Annotated in this window: 16 protein-coding genes and 1 pseudogene; 10 read left to right on the top strand and 7 right to left on the bottom strand. The window is 57.8% G+C overall.

The window, feature by feature from the left end:
* Positions 1-23: 23 nt before the first annotated feature.
* Positions 24-1,646 (bottom strand): ABC-F family ATP-binding cassette domain-containing protein, encoded by a 1,623-nt coding sequence (locus tag WDN46_07230; protein MEJ0093216.1) that lies wholly within the window; start codon positions 1,644-1,646, stop codon positions 24-26.
* 518 nt (positions 1,647-2,164) lie between these two features.
* On the opposite strand from WDN46_07230, the gene WDN46_07225 reads away from it, so the two are divergent.
* Positions 2,165-3,535, top strand: coding sequence for a cytochrome B6 (locus WDN46_07225; protein MEJ0093215.1), 1,371 nt, complete (start codon positions 2,165-2,167; stop codon positions 3,533-3,535).
* A 712-nt stretch (positions 3,536-4,247) separates the two neighbouring features.
* Here the strand turns inward: WDN46_07225 and WDN46_07220 are convergent.
* A pseudogene (locus WDN46_07220) lies at positions 4,248-5,327 on the bottom strand (IS5 family transposase).
* A 27-nt stretch (positions 5,328-5,354) separates the two neighbouring features.
* Between WDN46_07220 and WDN46_07215 the strand changes: the two are divergent.
* The 7 genes from WDN46_07215 to WDN46_07185 all read left to right on the top strand — a co-directional run bounded on the left by WDN46_07215 (position 5,355) and on the right by WDN46_07185 (position 11,773).
* On the top strand, positions 5,355-5,696 hold the full coding sequence (locus WDN46_07215; GenBank protein MEJ0093214.1) for a hypothetical protein: 342 nt from the start codon (positions 5,355-5,357) through the stop codon (positions 5,694-5,696).
* 208 nt (positions 5,697-5,904) lie between these two features.
* On the top strand, positions 5,905-7,188 hold the full coding sequence (locus WDN46_07210; protein ID MEJ0093213.1) for a site-specific integrase: 1,284 nt from the start codon (positions 5,905-5,907) through the stop codon (positions 7,186-7,188).
* A 1,233-nt stretch (positions 7,189-8,421) separates the two neighbouring features.
* On the top strand, positions 8,422-9,042 hold the full coding sequence (locus WDN46_07205; protein ID MEJ0093212.1) for a hypothetical protein: 621 nt from the start codon (positions 8,422-8,424) through the stop codon (positions 9,040-9,042).
* A 122-nt stretch (positions 9,043-9,164) separates the two neighbouring features.
* Positions 9,165-9,377, top strand: coding sequence for a helix-turn-helix domain-containing protein (locus tag WDN46_07200; GenBank protein ID MEJ0093211.1), 213 nt, complete (start codon positions 9,165-9,167; stop codon positions 9,375-9,377).
* Positions 9,374-9,943: a hypothetical protein gene (locus WDN46_07195; protein MEJ0093210.1), complete on the top strand. Its 570-nt coding sequence runs from the start codon at positions 9,374-9,376 to the stop codon at positions 9,941-9,943. The genes WDN46_07200 and WDN46_07195 overlap by 4 nt, the downstream gene beginning before the upstream one ends.
* Before the next feature lie 94 nt (positions 9,944-10,037).
* Positions 10,038-10,205 carry a hypothetical protein gene (locus tag WDN46_07190; protein ID MEJ0093209.1) on the top strand — a complete coding sequence of 56 codons (168 nt, stop codon included), beginning with the start codon at positions 10,038-10,040 and terminating at the stop codon, positions 10,203-10,205.
* Positions 10,202-11,773: a phage/plasmid primase, P4 family gene (locus tag WDN46_07185; GenBank protein MEJ0093208.1), complete on the top strand. Its 1,572-nt coding sequence runs from the start codon at positions 10,202-10,204 to the stop codon at positions 11,771-11,773. Before WDN46_07190 ends, WDN46_07185 begins: the two co-directional genes overlap by 4 nt.
* Positions 11,774-12,511: 738 nt before the next feature.
* Here the strand turns inward: WDN46_07185 and WDN46_07180 are convergent.
* Complete coding sequence (locus WDN46_07180; protein MEJ0093207.1) at positions 12,512-13,066, bottom strand: flavin reductase family protein; 555 nt, start codon at positions 13,064-13,066, stop codon at positions 12,512-12,514.
* A 41-nt stretch (positions 13,067-13,107) separates the two neighbouring features.
* Entirely contained in the window at positions 13,108-14,601 is a 1,494-nt protein-coding gene (locus WDN46_07175) for a 4-hydroxyphenylacetate 3-hydroxylase N-terminal domain-containing protein (GenBank protein ID MEJ0093206.1), read from the bottom strand.
* Positions 14,602-14,800: 199 nt separating this feature from the next.
* Here WDN46_07175 and WDN46_07170 point away from each other — a divergent pair, with 199 nt between their 5' ends.
* The gene (locus WDN46_07170) at positions 14,801-15,415 is read left to right on the top strand and encodes a MarR family transcriptional regulator (GenBank protein MEJ0093205.1); all 615 of its coding nucleotides are present in this window, start codon (positions 14,801-14,803) and stop codon (positions 15,413-15,415) included.
* 92 nt (positions 15,416-15,507) lie between these two features.
* On the opposite strand, the gene WDN46_07165 is transcribed toward WDN46_07170, so the two are convergent.
* The gene (locus WDN46_07165) at positions 15,508-16,773 is read right to left on the bottom strand and encodes an MFS transporter (protein MEJ0093204.1); all 1,266 of its coding nucleotides are present in this window, start codon (positions 16,771-16,773) and stop codon (positions 15,508-15,510) included.
* 116 nt (positions 16,774-16,889) lie between these two features.
* The gene (locus WDN46_07160) at positions 16,890-17,465 is read right to left on the bottom strand and encodes an amino acid synthesis family protein (protein MEJ0093203.1); all 576 of its coding nucleotides are present in this window, start codon (positions 17,463-17,465) and stop codon (positions 16,890-16,892) included.
* A 445-nt stretch (positions 17,466-17,910) separates the two neighbouring features.
* On the opposite strand from WDN46_07160, the gene WDN46_07155 reads away from it, so the two are divergent.
* On the top strand, positions 17,911-18,597 hold the full coding sequence (locus WDN46_07155) for a GntR family transcriptional regulator (GenBank protein ID MEJ0093202.1): 687 nt from the start codon (positions 17,911-17,913) through the stop codon (positions 18,595-18,597).
* A gap of 45 nt (positions 18,598-18,642) precedes the next feature.
* Here the strand turns inward: WDN46_07155 and WDN46_07150 are convergent, their stop codons facing one another.
* Positions 18,643-19,251: a UbiX family flavin prenyltransferase gene (locus tag WDN46_07150; protein MEJ0093201.1), complete on the bottom strand. Its 609-nt coding sequence runs from the start codon at positions 19,249-19,251 to the stop codon at positions 18,643-18,645.
* Between the last annotated feature and the right edge of the window lie 32 nt (positions 19,252-19,283).

Raw genomic sequence — 19,283 nt, 5'->3', positions numbered from 1 at the left:
ATGGCTCGGCGCGCATTATCCGATCAACTTCGCAAGCCGGGAGCTTCCTGGCCGGTTCGCGCCACATATTCTGTGTAACCGCCGCCGTACTGGTGGACGCCGTCGGGCGTGAGTTCAAGCACGCGATTGGATAGCGCCGCGAGGAAATGCCGGTCGTGCGAGACGAAGAGCATGGTGCCTTCGTACTGCGACAACGCCGCAATCAGCATCTCTTTCGTGTCGATGTCGAGGTGGTTTGTCGGCTCGTCCAGGACCAAGAAGTTCGGCGGGTCGAACAGCATCTTGGCCATTACCAACCTGGCCTTCTCGCCACCCGAGAGCACCCGGCACTGCTTCTCTACGTCGTCGCCAGAAAAACCAAAGCAGCCGGAGAGCGCACGCAGCGAGCCCTGTCCAGCCTGCGGGAAGGATGTCTCGAGCTCCTGAAAAATCGTCGCGTCGCCATCGAGAAGGTCCATGGCGTGCTGCGCGAAATAGCCGAGCTTTACTGCCCCGCCAAGCGTCACCTTGCCCGCATCCGGTTGGGTCGCATTGGCCACGAGCTTCAACAAGGTCGACTTGCCGGCGCCGTTAACGCCCATCACACACCAACGCTCTTTGCGCCGTGCGGAGAAATTGAGCCCTTCGTAGATGCTCCGGCCGCCATAGCGCTTGTGCACGTTCTCCAGGCTTACGACATCGTCGCCCGACCGCGGCGCGGGCTGGAATTCGAACGCCATGGTCGAGCGGCGGCGCGGCGGCTCTACGCGTTCGATTTTGTCGAGTTTCTTGACCCGGCTTTGCACCTGAGCGGCGTGCGATGCGCGCGCCTTGAAGCGTTCGATGAACTTAATCTCTTTGGCAAGCATCGCCTGCTGACGTTCGAACTGCGCTTGCTGCTGCGTCTCGCTCAAAGCGCGTTGCTGCTCGTAGAACGCATAGTCGCCCGAATAAGTCGTCAGCGCGCCGCCATCGATCTCCACGACTTTGCCGACGATGCGATTCATGAACTCGCGGTCGTGCGAGGTCATTAGCAGCGCGCCCTCGTAGCCTTTGAGAAAGGCTTCGAGCCAAATCAGGCTTTCAAGATCGAGATGGTTGCTCGGCTCGTCCAGCAGCATGACGTCCGGATCCATCAAGAGAATGCGAGCCAGCGCGACCCGCATCTTCCAGCCGCCCGAAAGGGAGGCGACGTCGCCATCCATCATCTCTTGGCTGAAGCTGAGACCGGCGAGGACTTCCCGCGCTCGGCCCTCAAGAGCGTAGCCGTCCAGGCTCTCGAAGCGCGCCTGCGTCTCGCCGTAACGCTCGATCAGGGCTTCCATCTCGGCCGCGCGGTCTGGATCGGCGAGCCCGGCCTCGAGCTCCTTCAACTCAGCGGCGACGGCGCTGACCGGGCCGGCGCCGTTCATCACCTCGGCGACGACGCTGCGGCCGGACATCTCACCCACGTCCTGGCTGAAGTAGCCGATGGTGATGCGACGATCCGTGGAGATCTGGCCTTCGTCGGGCTGCTCCTCCCCTGTGATCATCCGGAAGAGCGTCGTCTTGCCGGCCCCATTTGGGCCTACGAGCCCGATCTTCTCGCCTCTCTGAAGAGAAGCCGACGCCTCGATGAAGAGGATCTGCCTGCCGTTCTGCTTGCCGATTTTTTCAATGCGTATCATGGGTCCAACGGGATCGAGGAAAATGCCTCACGCCCATACGCCATGGAGCGGCCCAGAGGAAGCTTGATTTGGACGTCAAGGATTTCCCAAGTCCCGAACAAACATCCGATTTTGAGTCAAAATTCTCTGCTATTTGGTAGACGTTCGTGACGCCGCATCTGCCAATTTCAGGTTGGTAACTGGGATCAACGACCAGCTTTTCGATCTCAAGCCGCTGGAGATATGGAGCAGGCGCCAAGCACGGTGAAGCCTCGTGGGCCGAGTTATTGGCGCTGACGGCGCTCGCGCTATCAAGGCCGACATCTTTCGTATGGGCCAAATGCGCGAAAGGGAGCTTATAAAGCAGCGCTGCGTGACCCCATCGTTTCCCGGCATCGAATTCAAGTGGCCAACTCGGCTCACTTGATGGAGCATTTGGGACACGATTAGGTTTGCCTCATGGATCATCAACGATGTAAGCTTAAGCTTATCGGAGGTATCTCGTCATGAAATTTTCGCGAAACAAAAAAATCTGGACTTTGCTGGCGGCAACCGGTGTCGTTGGCAGTCTAAGCCTCGCTCACGCCCAGCAAGAGCAACGCGGGGCAACGAGTTACATGCCCGTCGATATCAAGGAGGCCTTTACGTCGATCATGGGGCGCATGAAAGCGGCGAAACCGGGCGTCGAGAAGACGCATTCGGAACTTCTGGACGCCCGCTACGACCTCAGCGACCGACCCTCCAAAGACGCCACGATGTCGCGCGGAAAACCCTTGCAGGAGGGTGTCCGCGTCAAGTTGCCTGCCGGGACAAGTTGGGATCGACTGGCGGCGATGAGCCCGACCGAAATCCGCGACCAGGGTTTATTCCCGAGGGGTTTCTATCCGCTGCCTCATCCGAACCATCCGGAAGGCGGGATGCTCTTTCCGAAGTTTGAGATCGACGAAATTGAAAAGCAGGAGGGGCGCGACCTTACGCGCTTCGATTTGGATTTCGATATTCCCGATCCTTTTCTGCCCGAGTTTCCAGCGCCCATCTATTTGACCTCCCGTCCTGATCTCGGCGATGTCTCGCAAGGCAAGCTGGTTACCATCGAGAACTATTACGAGATCTTCAACGGCATTCTGAACCCCAAACAGATCGAGGGGCTACGCCTGTTGCTGACGCCGTTTCCGCAGCAGCAGTTTAATCAAACGGAAGATCGCCGTTCGGAGAAAGCAAGCCGCGGCGTCACCTGCTTCGATTGCCACCAGAACGGCAACACCAACGGCGCGACCCATCTTGCGGGTGAGGCCCGTCCGCAGGAGTACCGGCATCGCGTCGAAACGCCTACGCTGCGCGGGGTAAATATCCAGCGGCTCTTTGGCTCCCAGCGCGCCTTAAAAACGGTTGAGGATTTCACCCAATTCGAGCAGCGCGGCGCCTATTTCGACGGCGATCCGGTCATCGCCACCAAGAAGGGGGTCAATATCCTGGAGCGTGGCAGTCAAATCCAGGACATGGCTGAATTTCAGGAGCTGCTAGACTTTCCTCCGGCGCCCAAGCTCGACATCTATGGAAAACTTGACCCGACGAAAGCGTCGCCGGCCGAATTGCGCGGCCAAGAGGTCTTTTTTGGCAAAGGGCAGTGTTCCACTTGTCACGCTCCTCCCTATTACACCGACAACCTGATGCACAATCTGCAAACGGAGCGCTTCTACAAGCCTGAGATGATCAATAACATGATGGCCAGCGGCGATGGACCGATCAAGTCGTTTCCGTTGCGCGGCGTCAAGGATACGCCGCCATACCTGCACGACGGACGGCTGTTAACTTTGGAAGACACGGTCGAGTTCTTCAACCTGGTTGAGGGGGCAAAGCTGACATCGTCGGAAAAACAGGACCTAGTGCAGTTCCTGCGCGCCCTGTAGGACGCGGAAAGGCGATCTCGAAGGGCGTGGCTCAACCGAGATGGCCGGCCTCGTTCGAGCCGTCGCGGATGATCGAAGTCAAAAGACAAAGAAAAAAGCCCGGCGCTAAGCCGGGCTTTTAGTTGGGGAAGCGGGGGAAGAACCGCAACGCGGTCTTGGCCCAGGAGCTCTGACATTGGCGAAGCAAGAGCTGCGCCGCATATCTCGACCGCGCGCTCCGGGATGTAACGATTTCGGGGGACTGCGACGCAGTCGTGCTGAGCGAATAGGCGATCGCCGCCCAAGCCTGTGCACAAATGCACTATGCGATCCCCGTCGACCTCACGCTCTGTAATCCAGAAATTAAGCTCAAGGCTGTCATCCCCCATAACTGGGGCTAAGCTCACGAATAAAAAATAGGATTTGTCGTCGAAGTCATCATATCCGATGTAGTACATCAGTAAGTGAGTATTGCCTCTATCGAAGAAAATCCCTGAAACGTCGCTCCCGGCGATTGTACAAATAAAAACCACATTGCCCCTCAAATGCCAGTTTTGAAATGTGGCTTGAGCTTGCATGTTGTCGACCGAGTCGCCAATAAGCTGGACGCTTCTATCAACAGCCTCCGTTGCCCTAATTGGACGGGATTGATCGGATTCGACGTGGGCTTTCTCTGAAGAAAGGCTCCTGGCCGACGTTTTGTTTTGTGCCGTCAGCGGCGGCATTGAAGGCGCTAGGCCAGGGCGATGCGCCGCAGGAACAGCAATCTTTTGATGTTGTAGACGAGGTTCGCCATTCCGATCTTCACTTTCGCCCGGGCGATCCCGATGGTGCGGATGAATAAGTCCATCCGGTCCTTTTGCTCGGCGAAGACATGCTCGACCTTGGATCGGACTTTCGATTTGGCGTTGTTCGCCCGGGAGAGAGCCTCTGGCATGGCGCAGCCCTTCGGCTTCTTGCGATGAACGTGGCTGACGAAGCCGTTCTTTTCCATGAACTCTTCGTTGGCTTTCGAGCGATAGGCTGTGTCCGCCCGGACTGCGCTCGCCGTGTTGGTCTTGTCGAGAAGTCCTTCACGGAGGCGCCGGCCTTCATAGGCGGCGGCGTCTGTCGCGCTCCATTTGCGAATAAAGCCGAAGCCGCGATCAATCGAGATGTGGTTTTGATAGCCGAAGATAGGAATCGCCAGATCGACCGGCGGCGTCGAGCCATCCTCGCGCAGCTTGGCCTTAGTGAACTTGACCGTCCAACGCGCCTCGCGATCCTTCTGGCGCAGTTTCGCGGGCTTGTCCTTCCAGTCCGTCCGGGACCCGCCCTTCCTTGATCGCCGCCTTCTCTTCAATGGTGTTGCGTTGCGTGGCGCGGCGATCAGGCTCGCATCAACGATCTGACCCGACATGGCGATGTAGCCGGATTGCCGAAGCGTCGCATCGAAACGCTCAAACAAAGGCCCAATGGCGCCGGCTTTCGTCAGTTTCTCCCGGAACAGCCAAATCGTCCGCGCGTCGGGGATGCGATCTGATAATCCAACTCCGAGAAAACGCATGAACGACAGGCGATCATTGATCAGGAACTCGGCGCGTTCGTCCGAGAGATTGTTCGTCGCCTGAATGACGAGGATTTTGAACATCATGACCGGATCGAATGGCGGACGCCCGCCTTGCGCACCATCGGAATAAGAAAGCGCCGCGACTAGGCCAGGGCGGAACATCTCGAAATCCACCGCCGCACGGAACGCCTCGAGCTGGTCCCCAAGATCGCTCAGCCGCCGCAAACGATCATCGACGTCGAAAAATCCCGGCTGCTTTCTCATCGAATCATCCCCGACCCAACGGAGACGATGGAATCAAAAATCGCAGGAATTGGCGAGGTTTTTAGAAGCGTCCAGCTTTGTGGTCGCCTTATCGATCGGACGTTGCGCCAGCCTTGCGGCAAACGGACTCAGCGGGCCCGAGGACGAGAAAAAGCCTTCACCCATAGCGGCACACGCTTCACCGTCCATTCAGCATGGTCGATGGAAAGAAGTCACCCTATTGCGGCGAACGTCGCGATTGTTATCGGGGGATTTCTTCGAGTGAGCAAAAAAAGCGGAAAGCGCAAAAAGCAAAATGTAAAGTCTGCTGTAAAGTACCGTAGCGCGTCTGGCTTTATCTCATTTTGTTCTCTTTTTTTCCAGCCGTAACCTATTGATTTTACTTCATTTCCTTTGGTGAGCGCGATGGGGCTCGAACCCATGACCCTCTGATTAAAAGTCAGACCGTCGCGATATCTTTCAGTTTCTTTTTATTTCATTGTGTATCACTTCTCCCTGTAGTTACTGCGATTCATATGCGATATTGTTTCGCATAGCTACCCACGGTTTCTTTTCTGGTGGCGACACGGTGGCGACAATGACTAAAGGCCTTACTAAGCGCACGATCGACGCCCTCGCCCCTCGTGAAAAGTCCTATATCGTCTTTGACGGAAAGCTGGCTGGATTTGGACTGCGCGTCGCGCCCAGCGGCATAAAAACTTTCGTCGTCGAGTACCGGCCGCACGGCGGCGGCCGCGCAATTGCGAAGAAGCGGCTCACGATCGGCGCGTATGGCCCGCTCACGCCCGACCAGGCGCGCAAGGCTGCAACGGAAGCGCTCTCTACCGTGCGCCATGGACGCGATCCGCAGGCGGAGAAGGACGAACGCCGCAGGGCGCTGACGATCTCAGACTTGATCGATGCATTCGCGGCCGAGCACATCGCCACCAAATGCAAGCCGCGGACGGCACAAGGATATGTCGCATCGCTGGAAATACTACGGCGGCAGCACGGTTTGGCCAAAGCTGAAAGCCTGACTCGGGCCCAGGTCGCAAAAATGCACGCGAATCTGGCTGAAACACCATTCACCGCCAATCGCTTCCTTGCGACCCTCTCGAAATGCTTTTCTTGGGGCGTCGATCGACAGCTGCTGCCGGACGGCCATCTCAATCCCGCGATCCGCGTGCAGCGCTATGCTGAGAGTGCGCGAGAGCGGTACATGTCCATCGCCGAGCTCGCTCGGCTAGGCGACGTCTTGCGGGAGGGCGAAACGATCGGCCTCGAATGGTCGCCCGACGAGACGAAGGCGAAGGCCAACCACGCCCCCAAGTCTGAAAACCGACGCACGGTGCTCGACCCGTTTGCCGCCGCTGCAATCCGATTATTGATTTTGACCGGCGCTCGGCTGCGCGAGATTTTGCACGCTCGATGGGAATACGTCGACTTCGAACGAGGCGTTATCCGTCTGCCCGACTCGAAGACCGGGGCCAAGCCCATTTATCTCTCAGCCGCCGCGCTGGCCGTGCTCGCCGCGCTGCCCCGGATCGCCGGAAACCCGCACCTCATCCCCGGCGATAGGGAGGGGGAGCCGCGCTCGGACCTGAAGCGGCCGTGGGCTGCAGTTATCAAGGCCGCAGGGCTTGGGGGCTTGCGCATCCACGATCTGCGCCATTCGTTCGCCTCGGTCGGCGCCGGCGCGTCGCTTGGCCTGCCGATCATCGGGAAGTTGCTCGGGCACAGCCAGCCAGCCACCACCGCTCGTTATGCGCACCTTGACGCCGATCCAATGCGTCGCGCCGTTGAGTCCATAGGGGCAACGATTAGTGTCGCGATGGGGGAGAACGTCTCCGAAAACGTTGTTGTCCGCCTCCGGCGTGAATAAAATCGCGATTTTCTTGGGTGGAAGCGCCTATCTGGGCGTAGGTGTCGTACGGGGGCTTAGCAAATTCAACAGTTTCCGTCAGTGCGCGGTGGTTTTGTAAGAACCGCCCTTCGCTGGCGCAGCGCGCCTAGCCGTCCCAGATTGGCGGCGCTGGCGTGTTTGCCGGCTTCGTTCTTGTCTTCGACTTGACCGGTTGCGATCGAGCGCTAGCGGGTCGCGCGGACATTGAAGACGATTTTCACTGGCGGGACGCTTGTCGTCTTTAGGTCCGGCCGGCATTACCCACATCCCTCGGATATAAAATATAGGCGCTATACCCGGTTTCCCTGCCGATAAGGCCATCGAGATCGCGACGACACTTTCCGTGGAGAGCAGGTCCGTCCAGACGTGAAGAATTTAACGTCTGGGTGGATATCGCAGCCCTGCTTTGCGCTAAGCATAGGAGAGAGGTCGAGGCCGCGCGAGCGCGCGTGTCAATGGCCTCAAATTTCAAACGACCTGCTAGCTATCCGCGCGTTACATATCAATGTGTACGTCCTATGTGTACCCTCGCTGGGAAGCATAGATTGACGGGAAAAGGCCCAAATGTGTAAAATTCGCCGGTCGAATTGTCTATGGACGTGCCGATCTCAATGACTTCATAAATGCCAGCAAGCACTCGTCTACCTCCGCCTATGACTCCGGCGAGGTCCTGTGATGGCTCCGCGCTCGCAGAGGGAACTATTCACATGTAGCCGCGATTCGGCTTCTAGCGCTCACGGGTTGCCGCCGCAGCGAAATCATGAGCCTGCGATGGTCGAGCGCCGATTTCAAGTGGCGAGCGCTCCATCTTTTCGACAAGAAAATCAGAGAGAAAATCATTTATATAAGCTGGCCGGCAACGGCCATACTGGGCGAACTTCCGCGCCCTGCGGATAATCCCCAGGTCATCGCAGTGCCGCTTGCTGACGCGCCTTTTGTCGCCATTGATAAGGTTTGGACCGGCGTGCGTGAGCGGGCGGAGTTGAATTGCGCGAGGCTGCCTGATTTGCGGCACGCATTCGCATCCGCCGCGCGTCGTTTCGGACTTCCGGTCAGAGGCAAGCTCCTCGCTCACACTGAAATGCAAACCACTGTTCGATCTAGCCACTTCGCCTCCAATTCCTCTTGGTCGCGCAGCCGATTCGATCAACGCAACCATCGCGGCCACCAGAGAGGGAAACGCGACGACGCAAAGGGCGGAAGGGGCGGCAGATGATTGAACGACGTAGCGCCCTTGGCGATCGCAACCGGGCGGGAAGTAAATTAGCGCGACTAAAGTATGATATGGTTGCTGAGGCAGCGCAATGGTACACCGATAATAATGGGACAGAAGATGAAAAAGAAAAACTCAGGAATTGCTGTGAAAAATTCTCCAAAGCTGTCTTGGCGGTCATCAATCATGTTTCTCAGGGGCCTGACCTTAATACCCAAACTCTCATTCTCTCGAATCTCGAAACAGTTATGCTTACAGCCCACATGCTTGGGAATTTAAGCCGGACGAGCCCCTTCATGGAACGCCGCCAAAAACTGGCAAAAAGGCAACAAACGGCCAACGGGCGTAGCACGAGAGACAAGATCGCCAAGCAGCGCCTTCCCGTCATTGCCACTTACGCAAACGCATTGTGGAAACTAAACCCGAAGCGCAACGGAAATGCCTGCGGGACCGCAAATGAAATCGCAGAGCGCACGCAGGCCGCGCTTGCCGCGCTCGATCAACGGCTCCCATACGGATCGCTGGAGAAAGCGCGAGAGGCGATTCGCAAGCAATTGCCGACTGTAGAAGGCTGGAAGCCGCGTGGGAAAACTGGCGGTACCGTACAACGTTCCAGCTAAATTTGGCGACACAGTACAGTATCGCCATCAAAAGCAACGCCGGTTGTTTACCCCGCAGAAATCGTCGTCAATCTGACAGCCGCTCTCGCATTGCGAGATCTCTTTGAAGAAGAGCGGCGACAATGAAACCAACGGAACACGTGCGGCTATTACTCACCACCATCGCGGCCGCGCAAATGTGCGGGCTGAGGAAAAACACCCTCGATAAAATGCGCCTGAGCGGCACGGGACCAGCCTATTTAAAATTAGGACGCTCGGTTCGCTATGATTTGGCTGACATCGAAGCTTGGATAAGTAGCTCGCGGCGACGCAGCACTTCGGAGAATGCGCGATGAGCGATGCAAGCGCACTCCGTGATCGTTGCTGGCGGCGACAGCTTGATGCAGCGATCGAGTTCTGCCGTTCCCACGCGCCGCATTTGCTCCCAATTTACGCCGGCGTCCGCGATGAGAAAATCTCATTTGTGACGGTCCTCCAGAACGCCGGAGCATTTGCTCCTAAATTCGATTGGCCGACGGTTGTCCTTTTTGGCGACGATCGCGACGCGGCGCTTGGCTTGACTGCGTTTCATCGGAAATCTGTCGAGGCTGTTTTGGACAAAATCGGTGCGGCTGCCGTCATATCGTCAGCGCCGGCCGTCGCGCTTTACGCCGCCGCCGCGGCAGGCGCCGCGATGCTGCGACAGCACGTCCTCATCGTCGAGACGCGCGAAAGGTTCGAGGTTGATTGGACCAACTTGATCGGCAAACGCCGCCCTAGCTTACCCCTTTTGGTGAGCAGAGTTGGGACAGAACGGTACCCTGCAATGACGGGAGAACCGATAGCGTCGCGCGCACTTTTCCAAGTCGTCGAAAGCGCGGAGATGCCGCAGGGGCTTGAGGTGCGCCTTGGATCTGACTGAAAGAACCGTACCCCGCGCCGAACCGGGATCGCCAACCGAGGAACAACGCCTCGCGCTGTCAAGGGACAGCGCCTGGCGGATCGGCTCCCTTTGCATGGCTCACATAAAACTGATGCTTGGCTCGCTCGAGATCAACGACGACGAGGCGGCATCGCATCACGCCAGCCACGCCGTCGAAGGGATGAGAGCGACGGCGCTCCTTATTAACGAGATCATGGACCTTCATCACGTAACGGCTCAGCCCGGCGGAGGCGGCAGATGAGCGATCCAGAAATTCCACAATTTCTTCCAGGCAATAATCGCGCTCCGGCTCCGGGGAGACTGGACGGCATAACAATTCGCTCGTTTCCCGGAACTTCGCCGGAGGGCCACGGTGACGCGTCTTCCTTCCGCATGAATGCGGAGAAGACGCAGCCCATCGTCGGAATAACCGACTTGGATGACGCTGACGCCCCCGAAGCAGACGCCGCGGCGCGGAGGGCGCATCGCGACGTGAACGTCGAGGTCGCGAGTTCGGGCGCACTGACCGAGGATGGGCAGGCTTTGCTTTTCGCCGAGCACGGCGCGCATTTTCGCTACGTGGCCAGCTGGAGCCGGTGGATGGTCTACAGCGGCGGCCGGTGGCAACCTGAGAAAACGCTGTTGATTTTTGACCGCATTCGCAAGCAGGTCCGACTGGCGACTGAAAACGCAAAGCCTGGGGTTCGGACGCGCTTATGCGCCAAACGATCAATTGCAGCGATCGAGACCCTGGCGCGATCGGACCGCCGGCTCGCAGCGACGACCGAGCAGTGGGATTCCGACATTTGGGCGCTAAACACGCCGGAGGGAGTCGTGGATCTTAAGAGCGGCTCAATCCGGCCGCATCGTCTGGATGACTTCTGCATGAAAACGACCGCCGTGGGCCCCGGCGGAGACTGTCCCAAATTCTTGGCGTTCCTCGATCAGATATTCGATAAAGATCAGGAATTGATCGACTACATTCAAAAGATGTTTGGCTACTGTCTGACCGGCTCGATTCGCGAGCATGCGCTTTTCTTCGGCTTTGGAACCGGCGGAAATGGCAAGGGCGTTTTGCTCGGGGCGATGAACGGAATTCTGGGGAGCTATGCACGCATCGCCCCAATGGAAACCTTTGTCGCTACGCATCAGTCGGGTCATCCGACCGATCTCGCCGGGTTTGCGGGCGCCCGCTTTGTCTCGGCAAGTGAAACCGAGGAAGGCCGAAAGTGGGCGGAAGCCAAGGTGAAAGCGCTGACTGGCGGCGATCCGATTTCGGCGCGGTTCATGCGCCAGGATTTTTTCGACTTCGCGCCAACATTCAAATTGTTTGTGACGGGCAATCATAAGCCGGGCTTACGCGGCGTCGACGAAAGCATCCGGCGTCGGTTTCACTTGATTCCTTTCGCGGTGTCGATCCCTCAGGATGAACAAGACCGGCGTTTGCCGGAAAAGCTCAAGGAAGAATGGTGCGGAATTCTCGCATGGGCGATCGAAGGCGCGCGGAAATGGTGTGAGGAAGGCCTCGATCGGCCAGCGGCTGTGAGTGGCGCGACCAACGACTATTTGGAGGCCGAGGATACCTTGGCGACATGGCTCGACGAGTGCTGTGAGCTGAACGCTAATTATCGAACGCCCAGGGCGCAATTGTTCGCCAGCTGGAAGGCGTGGGCCGAACGCGGCGGCGAGTTCGTCGGCAGCCAAAAACAGCTGTTTGAAAAACTTGAAAACCGAGGATTCCAGCCGAGCAAGGACCGTGACGGCACGCGCACTTTCTTGGGGGTGCGATTGAAGCTTACCGAGCGGGGCGAACACTGCGACCTGTATTGACGGCAGGTAACGGCAGGCGTTTCTGTTTCAGCCGTTCACGCGCGCGCGAATGCGCGGGCGCGCGATACGTCCCAAACGGGAGGACCTGCCGTTACCTGCCGTCACCCCGATTCTCAGGCGCAGCGTGCGGCGGGTAGGGGGTTTGTTTAGAGGCGCGGCGCATCACCTATCGACCGGACACTCCCTAACGCAGAGATTTTTTCCCCAAAGAACCAATGATTTAATCAAATAATCAACTTAATCAAAATCCGGTAAAACAACCGAAATCCTGTGAGAATGTAAACGCTTCCTTCGTCGAGGGGCCAAGCCCCTGATGCCGGGGCGTACGATTACGTCGTGCAGAATCGCATCTCGTTGGTGAGCCTCTGTAAAATCGTAGGAAAGTGTATCGTAGGAAAGCGTTTGGCGGCCACGACGGCTTTTCGTGGAGATACGCCACGGCATGACGCGCATCGTTCCATGTACACCTGTTTCCTACGCTTTACGGCGAGGGCACCGGCTGCGTCCGCAAAATAGGATAACCGAGGCGCGGCGCGCCAGCCGAGTATCCGATCTATGAACGCAGATGAGGTCATGGCCACCCCCGACGCTGCACAGCGACTGAGTGCATGATTTTCTCGTTGTGAGGGAAGATTTGGTCAGGTGATTTCACCGGACGAGCGGTTCAACAACGAGGTTTGGCTGGTGACGCGCATCGCTCTGGGCGGAGCCGGCTGAGTCAAAGGCTCCTCCGAATTGTCACCAGCCGTGCAGCCACATTGCGTTTTCTTGAAGCCTTGCGCGGTCGGCATCCAGGCGGTGATAGCGACTCTTGAAGAATACGAGCGGCCTCTCGCTCGCCCGTTGATTGCGCGTCAGTATGAGAATGCGACCTAATATTATGAGGTGGTCACCTCCTTCATATTGCGCGAATTTGCTGCATTCAAGCCACGCCAGGGCTCCCTCAAGGAGGGGCGCTTCAATCATCTTCCCTTGCAGCGGCGTTATGCCACCCCACTTGTCGGTCATCGAGCGAGCGAATCTCGTTGATAGGTCGTCTTGATTTTCCGACAGAAGGTTGACTGCAAAGCAGGCTGCGGACGCCCATTCGTCGAACGACTTCGCCGCCTTTGAAAGGTTAAAGGAGACAAGGGGAGGCTCAAGCGAGACGGAGGAGAAGGAGCTGACGGTCGCCCCAAGCCGATCGCCCGAAGCGCTAGTCGCAGTGACGATCGCAACGCCCGTCGGGAAAAGGCCCACAGCATCGCGGAAATCGCGGGCTGAGACTAGCGGGAGCGCATCCGATGAACTCATTGTCTCGCTCAATCCAGAATGCTGTGGCGGCGGGAACAAAGCTACGCTGGAAGCGCAAGCGCCCTGTCGACGAGCGCCGTGGCGCGTTTAAAGTCAAAGCTGCGAAACATGTTCTGCTTCACGAGGAAGGACGCTCCACCATAGAATTTCTCATATTGTTGGTGACGGCTGCCGAATTCGGAGCCAATAAAGTCCCATGCCATTCGCATCAGCGCAATCCTTTCGCGGGCGCCTGTCGAATCCGACCCCATAAAGCGTTCGATATCCGGTGATGTCAGATCGCTATCGAGGTCTTTGATAGAAGACGGGAGCGTGAGCATTGCTGCACCTGTCAATTCGCGGACGATCTCCACCATGCGCGGATTGATTTCCGATTGCAGGGACATGACCGCATAGAGAGCTTGTTTGCACGGCCAGACGACGCCCTTGTCGTCGATCGTCGCTTTAGTTTCCTGCGCCTCAAGCATCGTCTCGACAATCGAAACCAAGGCCGCCAACTCGCCCATCTGAACCATGACGGGAGGCAGAGCGTCATTTCCAGTCATTTCATTCATCCGCTTGGCAAGCCCGATCATGAAGCGGAGTTTCGTGGCGTAGCGCGCCTGCGCCTGGAGGTTTCCATAGGAATGGGATGGCGTCTTCCACCATTGATCCCTGCAGACCTCGATGTTCCGGTATATGAAGACCCGCTCCCAAGGAACTGTAACGTTCTCCAACACGACAAAGCAGTCGGACTCGTCGAACCGGCTCGAGAGTGGATGATCGAAACTATTGTCGACTTGCGCGGCGAAAGGCCGACGCGGATACAGACGAAGGCCCTCCGCATTCATGGGAATTGCAACGCCTATCGCATAGTTCTCGTCGCCGGCTTGGAGCGGATGGATGCAGCTGAGATAAAGGAAGTCGGAATAGAGACCTGCAGTTGCGAGTTGCTGCGCGCCTGAAATTACGATGCCGCCGTCCGTCTCTTTCACAACGCCGGCATATAGGGTTGGATCGCTTTGCTTGTGCGCCGGTTTCGATCGATCAATTTGCGGCGGGACGATTGCATATGTCGCCCACAGATGGTTGTCGCGTAGATGCTCATAGAAAGCGACGACGTTTTCGGCGAACCCCTTGCCTCCGGCTGCAAACACTTCTGGGACGGCCGCGTAGCCGACGAAAAACCCGGCCACATGATCGGGGGAACGGCCGATGAGGCCAAATGAAGCTTCCGACCATGTTTCCGACGCAAGCCGCTTGGCGCGAAGATCTGCGGGTGTCCTCGGAATTTGATAAGCGCGTAGAGTCTGCGCTCCCGTCGGCGAGGTCACAGTCATGCGTTCACGCATGGCCGGGTCGGCCGCTATGTCAAAGAGGCGAGCGGATGATGCCGCCGCTCCCGCGAAGGCAGGGTGAGTTGCAACGTTCTTCACCCTTTCGCCGTCAAAGAACACGGCGCGGCCATCATTCAGGCTTCTCAGATATTCTTCACCTGTTCGAAGACTGGCCGGGCGTGGCGCTTGAGCGGGCATCGTGGAGGCGGCGGCTGTCATTTGGTTCTCCGGGAAGGCGATCAACGGCGAAAACGGTCAAAGTTAGCATTTAGATACAATAATTATATATGTATTGTACATATAAAAAAGCTGGCGTCGGCACGGTGCCTCTTGGACGTTGAGCGCGCGGAACTATAAGGAATGCACGATGCCGCCTTCAAAGCGGCGAGGAAGCTATACGAAAAGCCATGGTGACGACTTGGGTAGTCGCAAGCAAAAAACGGTCCCTCCCTCAGAATCACGGGCGCGCAGCGGCGGCGCGCCTACGCCATTTGCGCCGCCGCTGACGATATCCAACGAGTCCCTCCTGGCGAATGGGCGCGACGACTCGCTGCGCGAGACGCTCTACCTGATGGTGCTCGTCCTTGGCCGGCTTCAGGCTTGCCGCGAGGCCTTCGGACGCGCAATGGGACTGACAAGTCCCCAATTCGCAGTTCTGATGGGCACCGCTTACACGCAGGGAACGCTGGGCGTCAGCATCGGGAAGCTCGCCACGCATGTGCATCTGGCGCCTACGCATGTGACAACGGAGGTCGGACGCTTGATCAGGCTCGGTCTGCTGGACAAACGTCCGAACTGTGAAGATCGACGCGGCGTACTCGTGAGTTTGTCGTCGCAAGGCGAAGAGATCGTGCGCGATGTGACCCCGTTGGTGCGATCCGTCAATGATAGGCTCTTCGCCAATATGACGCGCGACGACCTTCAGCACGTTCAGGAGTTTTTCACTCGCTTTGCGCTTAATAGCGAGTTCGCGTTGGTGGAGATCCGGCGCAACAAAGCTGGCAAGCGGGCCAGCTCGTCGAGACCGTCCTGACGAGCAGCCGCCCAACCATGCGGCCGTTGAACGAGAGCGACCGTGAACGTTTCTCTAAGAGCAACGCTTCGCCGCTTGCGTTTCTATATCCCTCAATATCGCCGCAAGAGGGGGAGCATCGCCAACGAACCCAGCGCGGCGGCGCCGACAAGAAACATGATTCCGGCGTCGAAGGCTCCGGTTCGGGAAATGAGCAGCCCCATGATCAAAGGGGAAAAGGCGCCGACGATGTTCCCGATTCCGTTGTAAGCGCCGACGCCAGCGTGCAGCGACCGCGCCGGGATGATCTGCGCGCCAAGAGCGAAGAGCGGCGGCAATCCGCATCCCCAACAGAACGCGCTCGCGGCTATCATCCATCCGGCCCCCTCTGCGTTCGGGATAATGGAGACCAGGTACATGCCGACGCCCGCCAAGAGCAGCGCAAGGAAACAAACAATCGCGCGGCGTCCAATCATGTCAGAGACTGTTGCCCCAGTCACCTCGCCGAGAAACATGAAGAGGAAAGGCAACGACGAGAATATACCCGTCTGGTAGGGGTTTAGATGGCGCGCCTTCACGAGGTAGCTCGGCAGCCAGCTGTTCAGTCCCCACAAATAAATCAGCGCGGCCGAGTTAAAGATGACAAGGAGCCAGAAGCGCTTGTCGCGCAAAAAGCTGCCGACGTTCGCCAAGTAGGAGCCTGATTTGGAAGGGAAGGCTTGAGGCTCGGCGCGATGCAATCCCGGCGGACGATCGCGAATGATCAATAGGATTGCAGGCAGCACGACAAGAAGGTTGAAAGCGGCCAGGACGTAGAAGGCGATGCGCCAGCCGAAGTTGGAAACGATGCATATAATAACCGGAAATCCGATGGCGGAGCCGAGCGGACTACCCATCATCCAGATGGAGTTGGCTCGCGCTTGCTCCTTGGGCGGAAACCAACGCTTGACGACCGAGTTGGTGAGGGAGAACTGCGGCCCTTCGGCAATGCCCAGCAGCAAGCGGCAGATAAGCATATTGGCGAGGCCGGTAGCGGCCCCCATCAACGCCACAGAAACTCCCCAGACGACGGTTCCAACCGCCAGGCAACGCCGGGGGCCATAAAGGTCGCCCATGAAACTGAGTAGGACGCCCGAGACGCCATATGCAAAGATGAAGACCGTCATCAAAAGGCTGAGGCGGGTTGGATCGAACCCGGTTCCGGCCGCATTCTGAAAATCAACGTCAGTGAAAAGGACCGCCACGCTGATGCGGTCGAAGAAGGCCGCGATAACCGCCAAAAATAGGACGGCGACGACAAGCCACCGTCGACGGCTATAGGCCTGCACCGGGTCAGCAGGCTTGACCGGCAGATCCAAAGCGATATTGGGGTCAGACAATGGACATAGCGCCTCTGCTCAGTGGATCTGTTTGGGAAACGCTGGCATTACCTTGGGCGAGCCTCGTGTTCCGCATCCTCGCCGTTGCGATTTGGGCTCGCCCCAAGTTCCCGAATCTATTGAGCCTGCCGCTTCTTTACTTCTGCAAGGGTTAGGCCGCCGACGCGCGCATTCAGACGCCCCCGGGTCGCCAAGCAGAAGATGAGGGCGATTTCATCGGGCATCGGCGCATCAGGCAACACAAGGCTCATCGTATTATAGTGCGAGCGGATGTAAATTTCGTCCTTGGAGTTCATTGGCACGTCGATGAGCGCGCCCGGCGCGGCCACTTTTGTCACCGAGGAGATCCATGCGTCCCCGCCGCCAATGGCTTCGCGAAAAGGGATAGCAAAGATAGTGGTAAGCAAGGCATTTGCGTGCTCGGTCTCCCCAGACATTCCGACGAGTCCGGCTTTTCCATAGCTTTCCACGGAGGCCCCATTGAGGGGCGCCACAGCCTGCGCAGCCATTTGACGGCCAAGTTGCGCGCTTGCTTCCGTCAAAGGGGAAAGATCTTCCACATAACGACCTGCATACGGGTTCTCGATGACGATAACCGCCGCAACCTTTCGAATCGGCGTATCAGCCTTCCGGCCGGCTTCAAAAAAATGCTCCTCCACGAGCGTCGTAACCCTGCGAATTTTGATATCCATCCCAAAAACCACTCACATGAAGACGTTGGTCGATAGATCAAACTTTCATATTGTAAGACATTCCGTCAATGGTAAGAGCCATTCAAATTCGTGAAAACGCGATCCTGCTTGCCAAAACGGTCTCTCGCGGGAATGTCGGTGGACATTTCTAACGGTTGGCGTCGCGGATAAGCGCACGCCTCGTGAGCCGGAAACGCGAAGCGCCCTCGCTCACCAGCAGCTATGCCAGTGAGCGAGGCTCAGGGGGCGACCTGCTCAATCCGGCGCTGCAAAGGACTCCGTCCGTAGGCTATCTTGTGCGGAAGGAGGCTTTCGACTCGCCGAAGCGCACGACTGCGTGTAAAATGCGTCGCCGAAAGCGGCTTTCCGAGCAATCACGATTTTAGAATCGTTGTTCGGTGGACCCGAATCATTAAAAAGCGTCAATTGAGCCGAATCCGGAGCTATGATGGATCTCAAGGTCTCGCCCCAGAGCGTGCAGGGGCTGGCTGTTCGTAAGCTACGGGAAGCGATTATCTCGGGAGTGTTCCAGCCTGGGGATCGCCTCGTGGAGTCGGAGCTGTGCAACCGCCTTGGGATCAGCCGCCCTTCGGTTCGTGAGGCCTTGCGAAGTCTTGAGGCGGAGCGGCTCGTGACGATCGTACCCAACAAGGGGCCGGTGATCCCGGTTTTGACGATCGAACAAGCGCGAGAGATCTATGGCGTCCGGGCTCTGCTTGAAGGCGAGGCGGCGGCTTTATTCGCTGAGTGCGCCCCGACGTCCGCCATCGCTCATATGCGTCACGCGCTGGAGGCGTTTGACGCCGCGGTCAAGGACGGCGATCGAACCCAGCAGCTCGAGGCTACGCGGCAATTCTACGAGCAGATGCTGTCAGGTTGCGGGAACCTGATCATACATGAAATGCTGGACGTGCTTCTCGCGCGAATAACCTTCTTACGCTTCAAATCCATGTCTCTGCCGGGTCGAGCGCAAAAGAGCAGTAAGGAGATGCGCGCAATATTGAAGGCCGTCTCGGCGCATGACGCCGAAGCCGCTAGAGCGGCGGCTATCGCGCACGTTCGCTGCGCCAGCGAAGCGGCGACCAAAGCCTATTCGACTGAAGAGCGAACTAAAAGGCCTCCCGCCGCCTGATGCTTCAAACGCCAGACATCTGCCGTCAGCTAGAAGGGAACGACGTCAGCTTTCGCAATTATCGAGAACTTTCGGCGGCACGCCTGCCCATCGGGTTGCTGAAGGAAGGTGAATGCCGAATTGATCGATGATCCTTCCTACAGTCTGGTCGATGATGTCATCGATTGTCTTAGGCATAGTGTAGAAAGCCGGAACAGGCGGGCAGATCACGGCGCCCATGCGGGAGAGCTTCAACATGTTCTCCAGATGTATGTCGCTCAGCGGAGTTTCGCGAACCGCCAGAACTAGCCTGCGTCGCTCTTTCAAGACAACGTCGGCGGCGCGCTGGATCAAGCCGCTCCCATGTCCGTAAGCGATAGAGCCGAGACTTTTTGCGGAGCATGGCACGACAACCATCCCCATCGTTAGAAATGACCCGCTTGAGATGGGCGCGCCAAGGTCGGTGTCGGAATAGTTCTCATCAGCGAGCCGCCGCAGTGATGCGGCGGAGAATGAGGTCTCGTATTTAAGCGTTTGGATGCCCCACTTGCTCATCACCAAGTGCGTACGGACTTCGGTCTCCTTCAAAGCCTGTAAGAGGCGGACGCAGAAGATCGATCCGCTAGCTCCCGTAAGCGCGACGATAAGGTTCGCAGACTTTGGTTCGATGTTCATCAGCGTTCATTCATGTGCGTGACCGTGAATAT

This window comes from Methylocella sp. (assembly GCA_037200525.1).
Lineage (GTDB): Bacteria > Pseudomonadota > Alphaproteobacteria > Rhizobiales > Beijerinckiaceae > Methylocapsa.
This window is presented reverse-complemented; position numbering and strand designations above follow the sequence as displayed.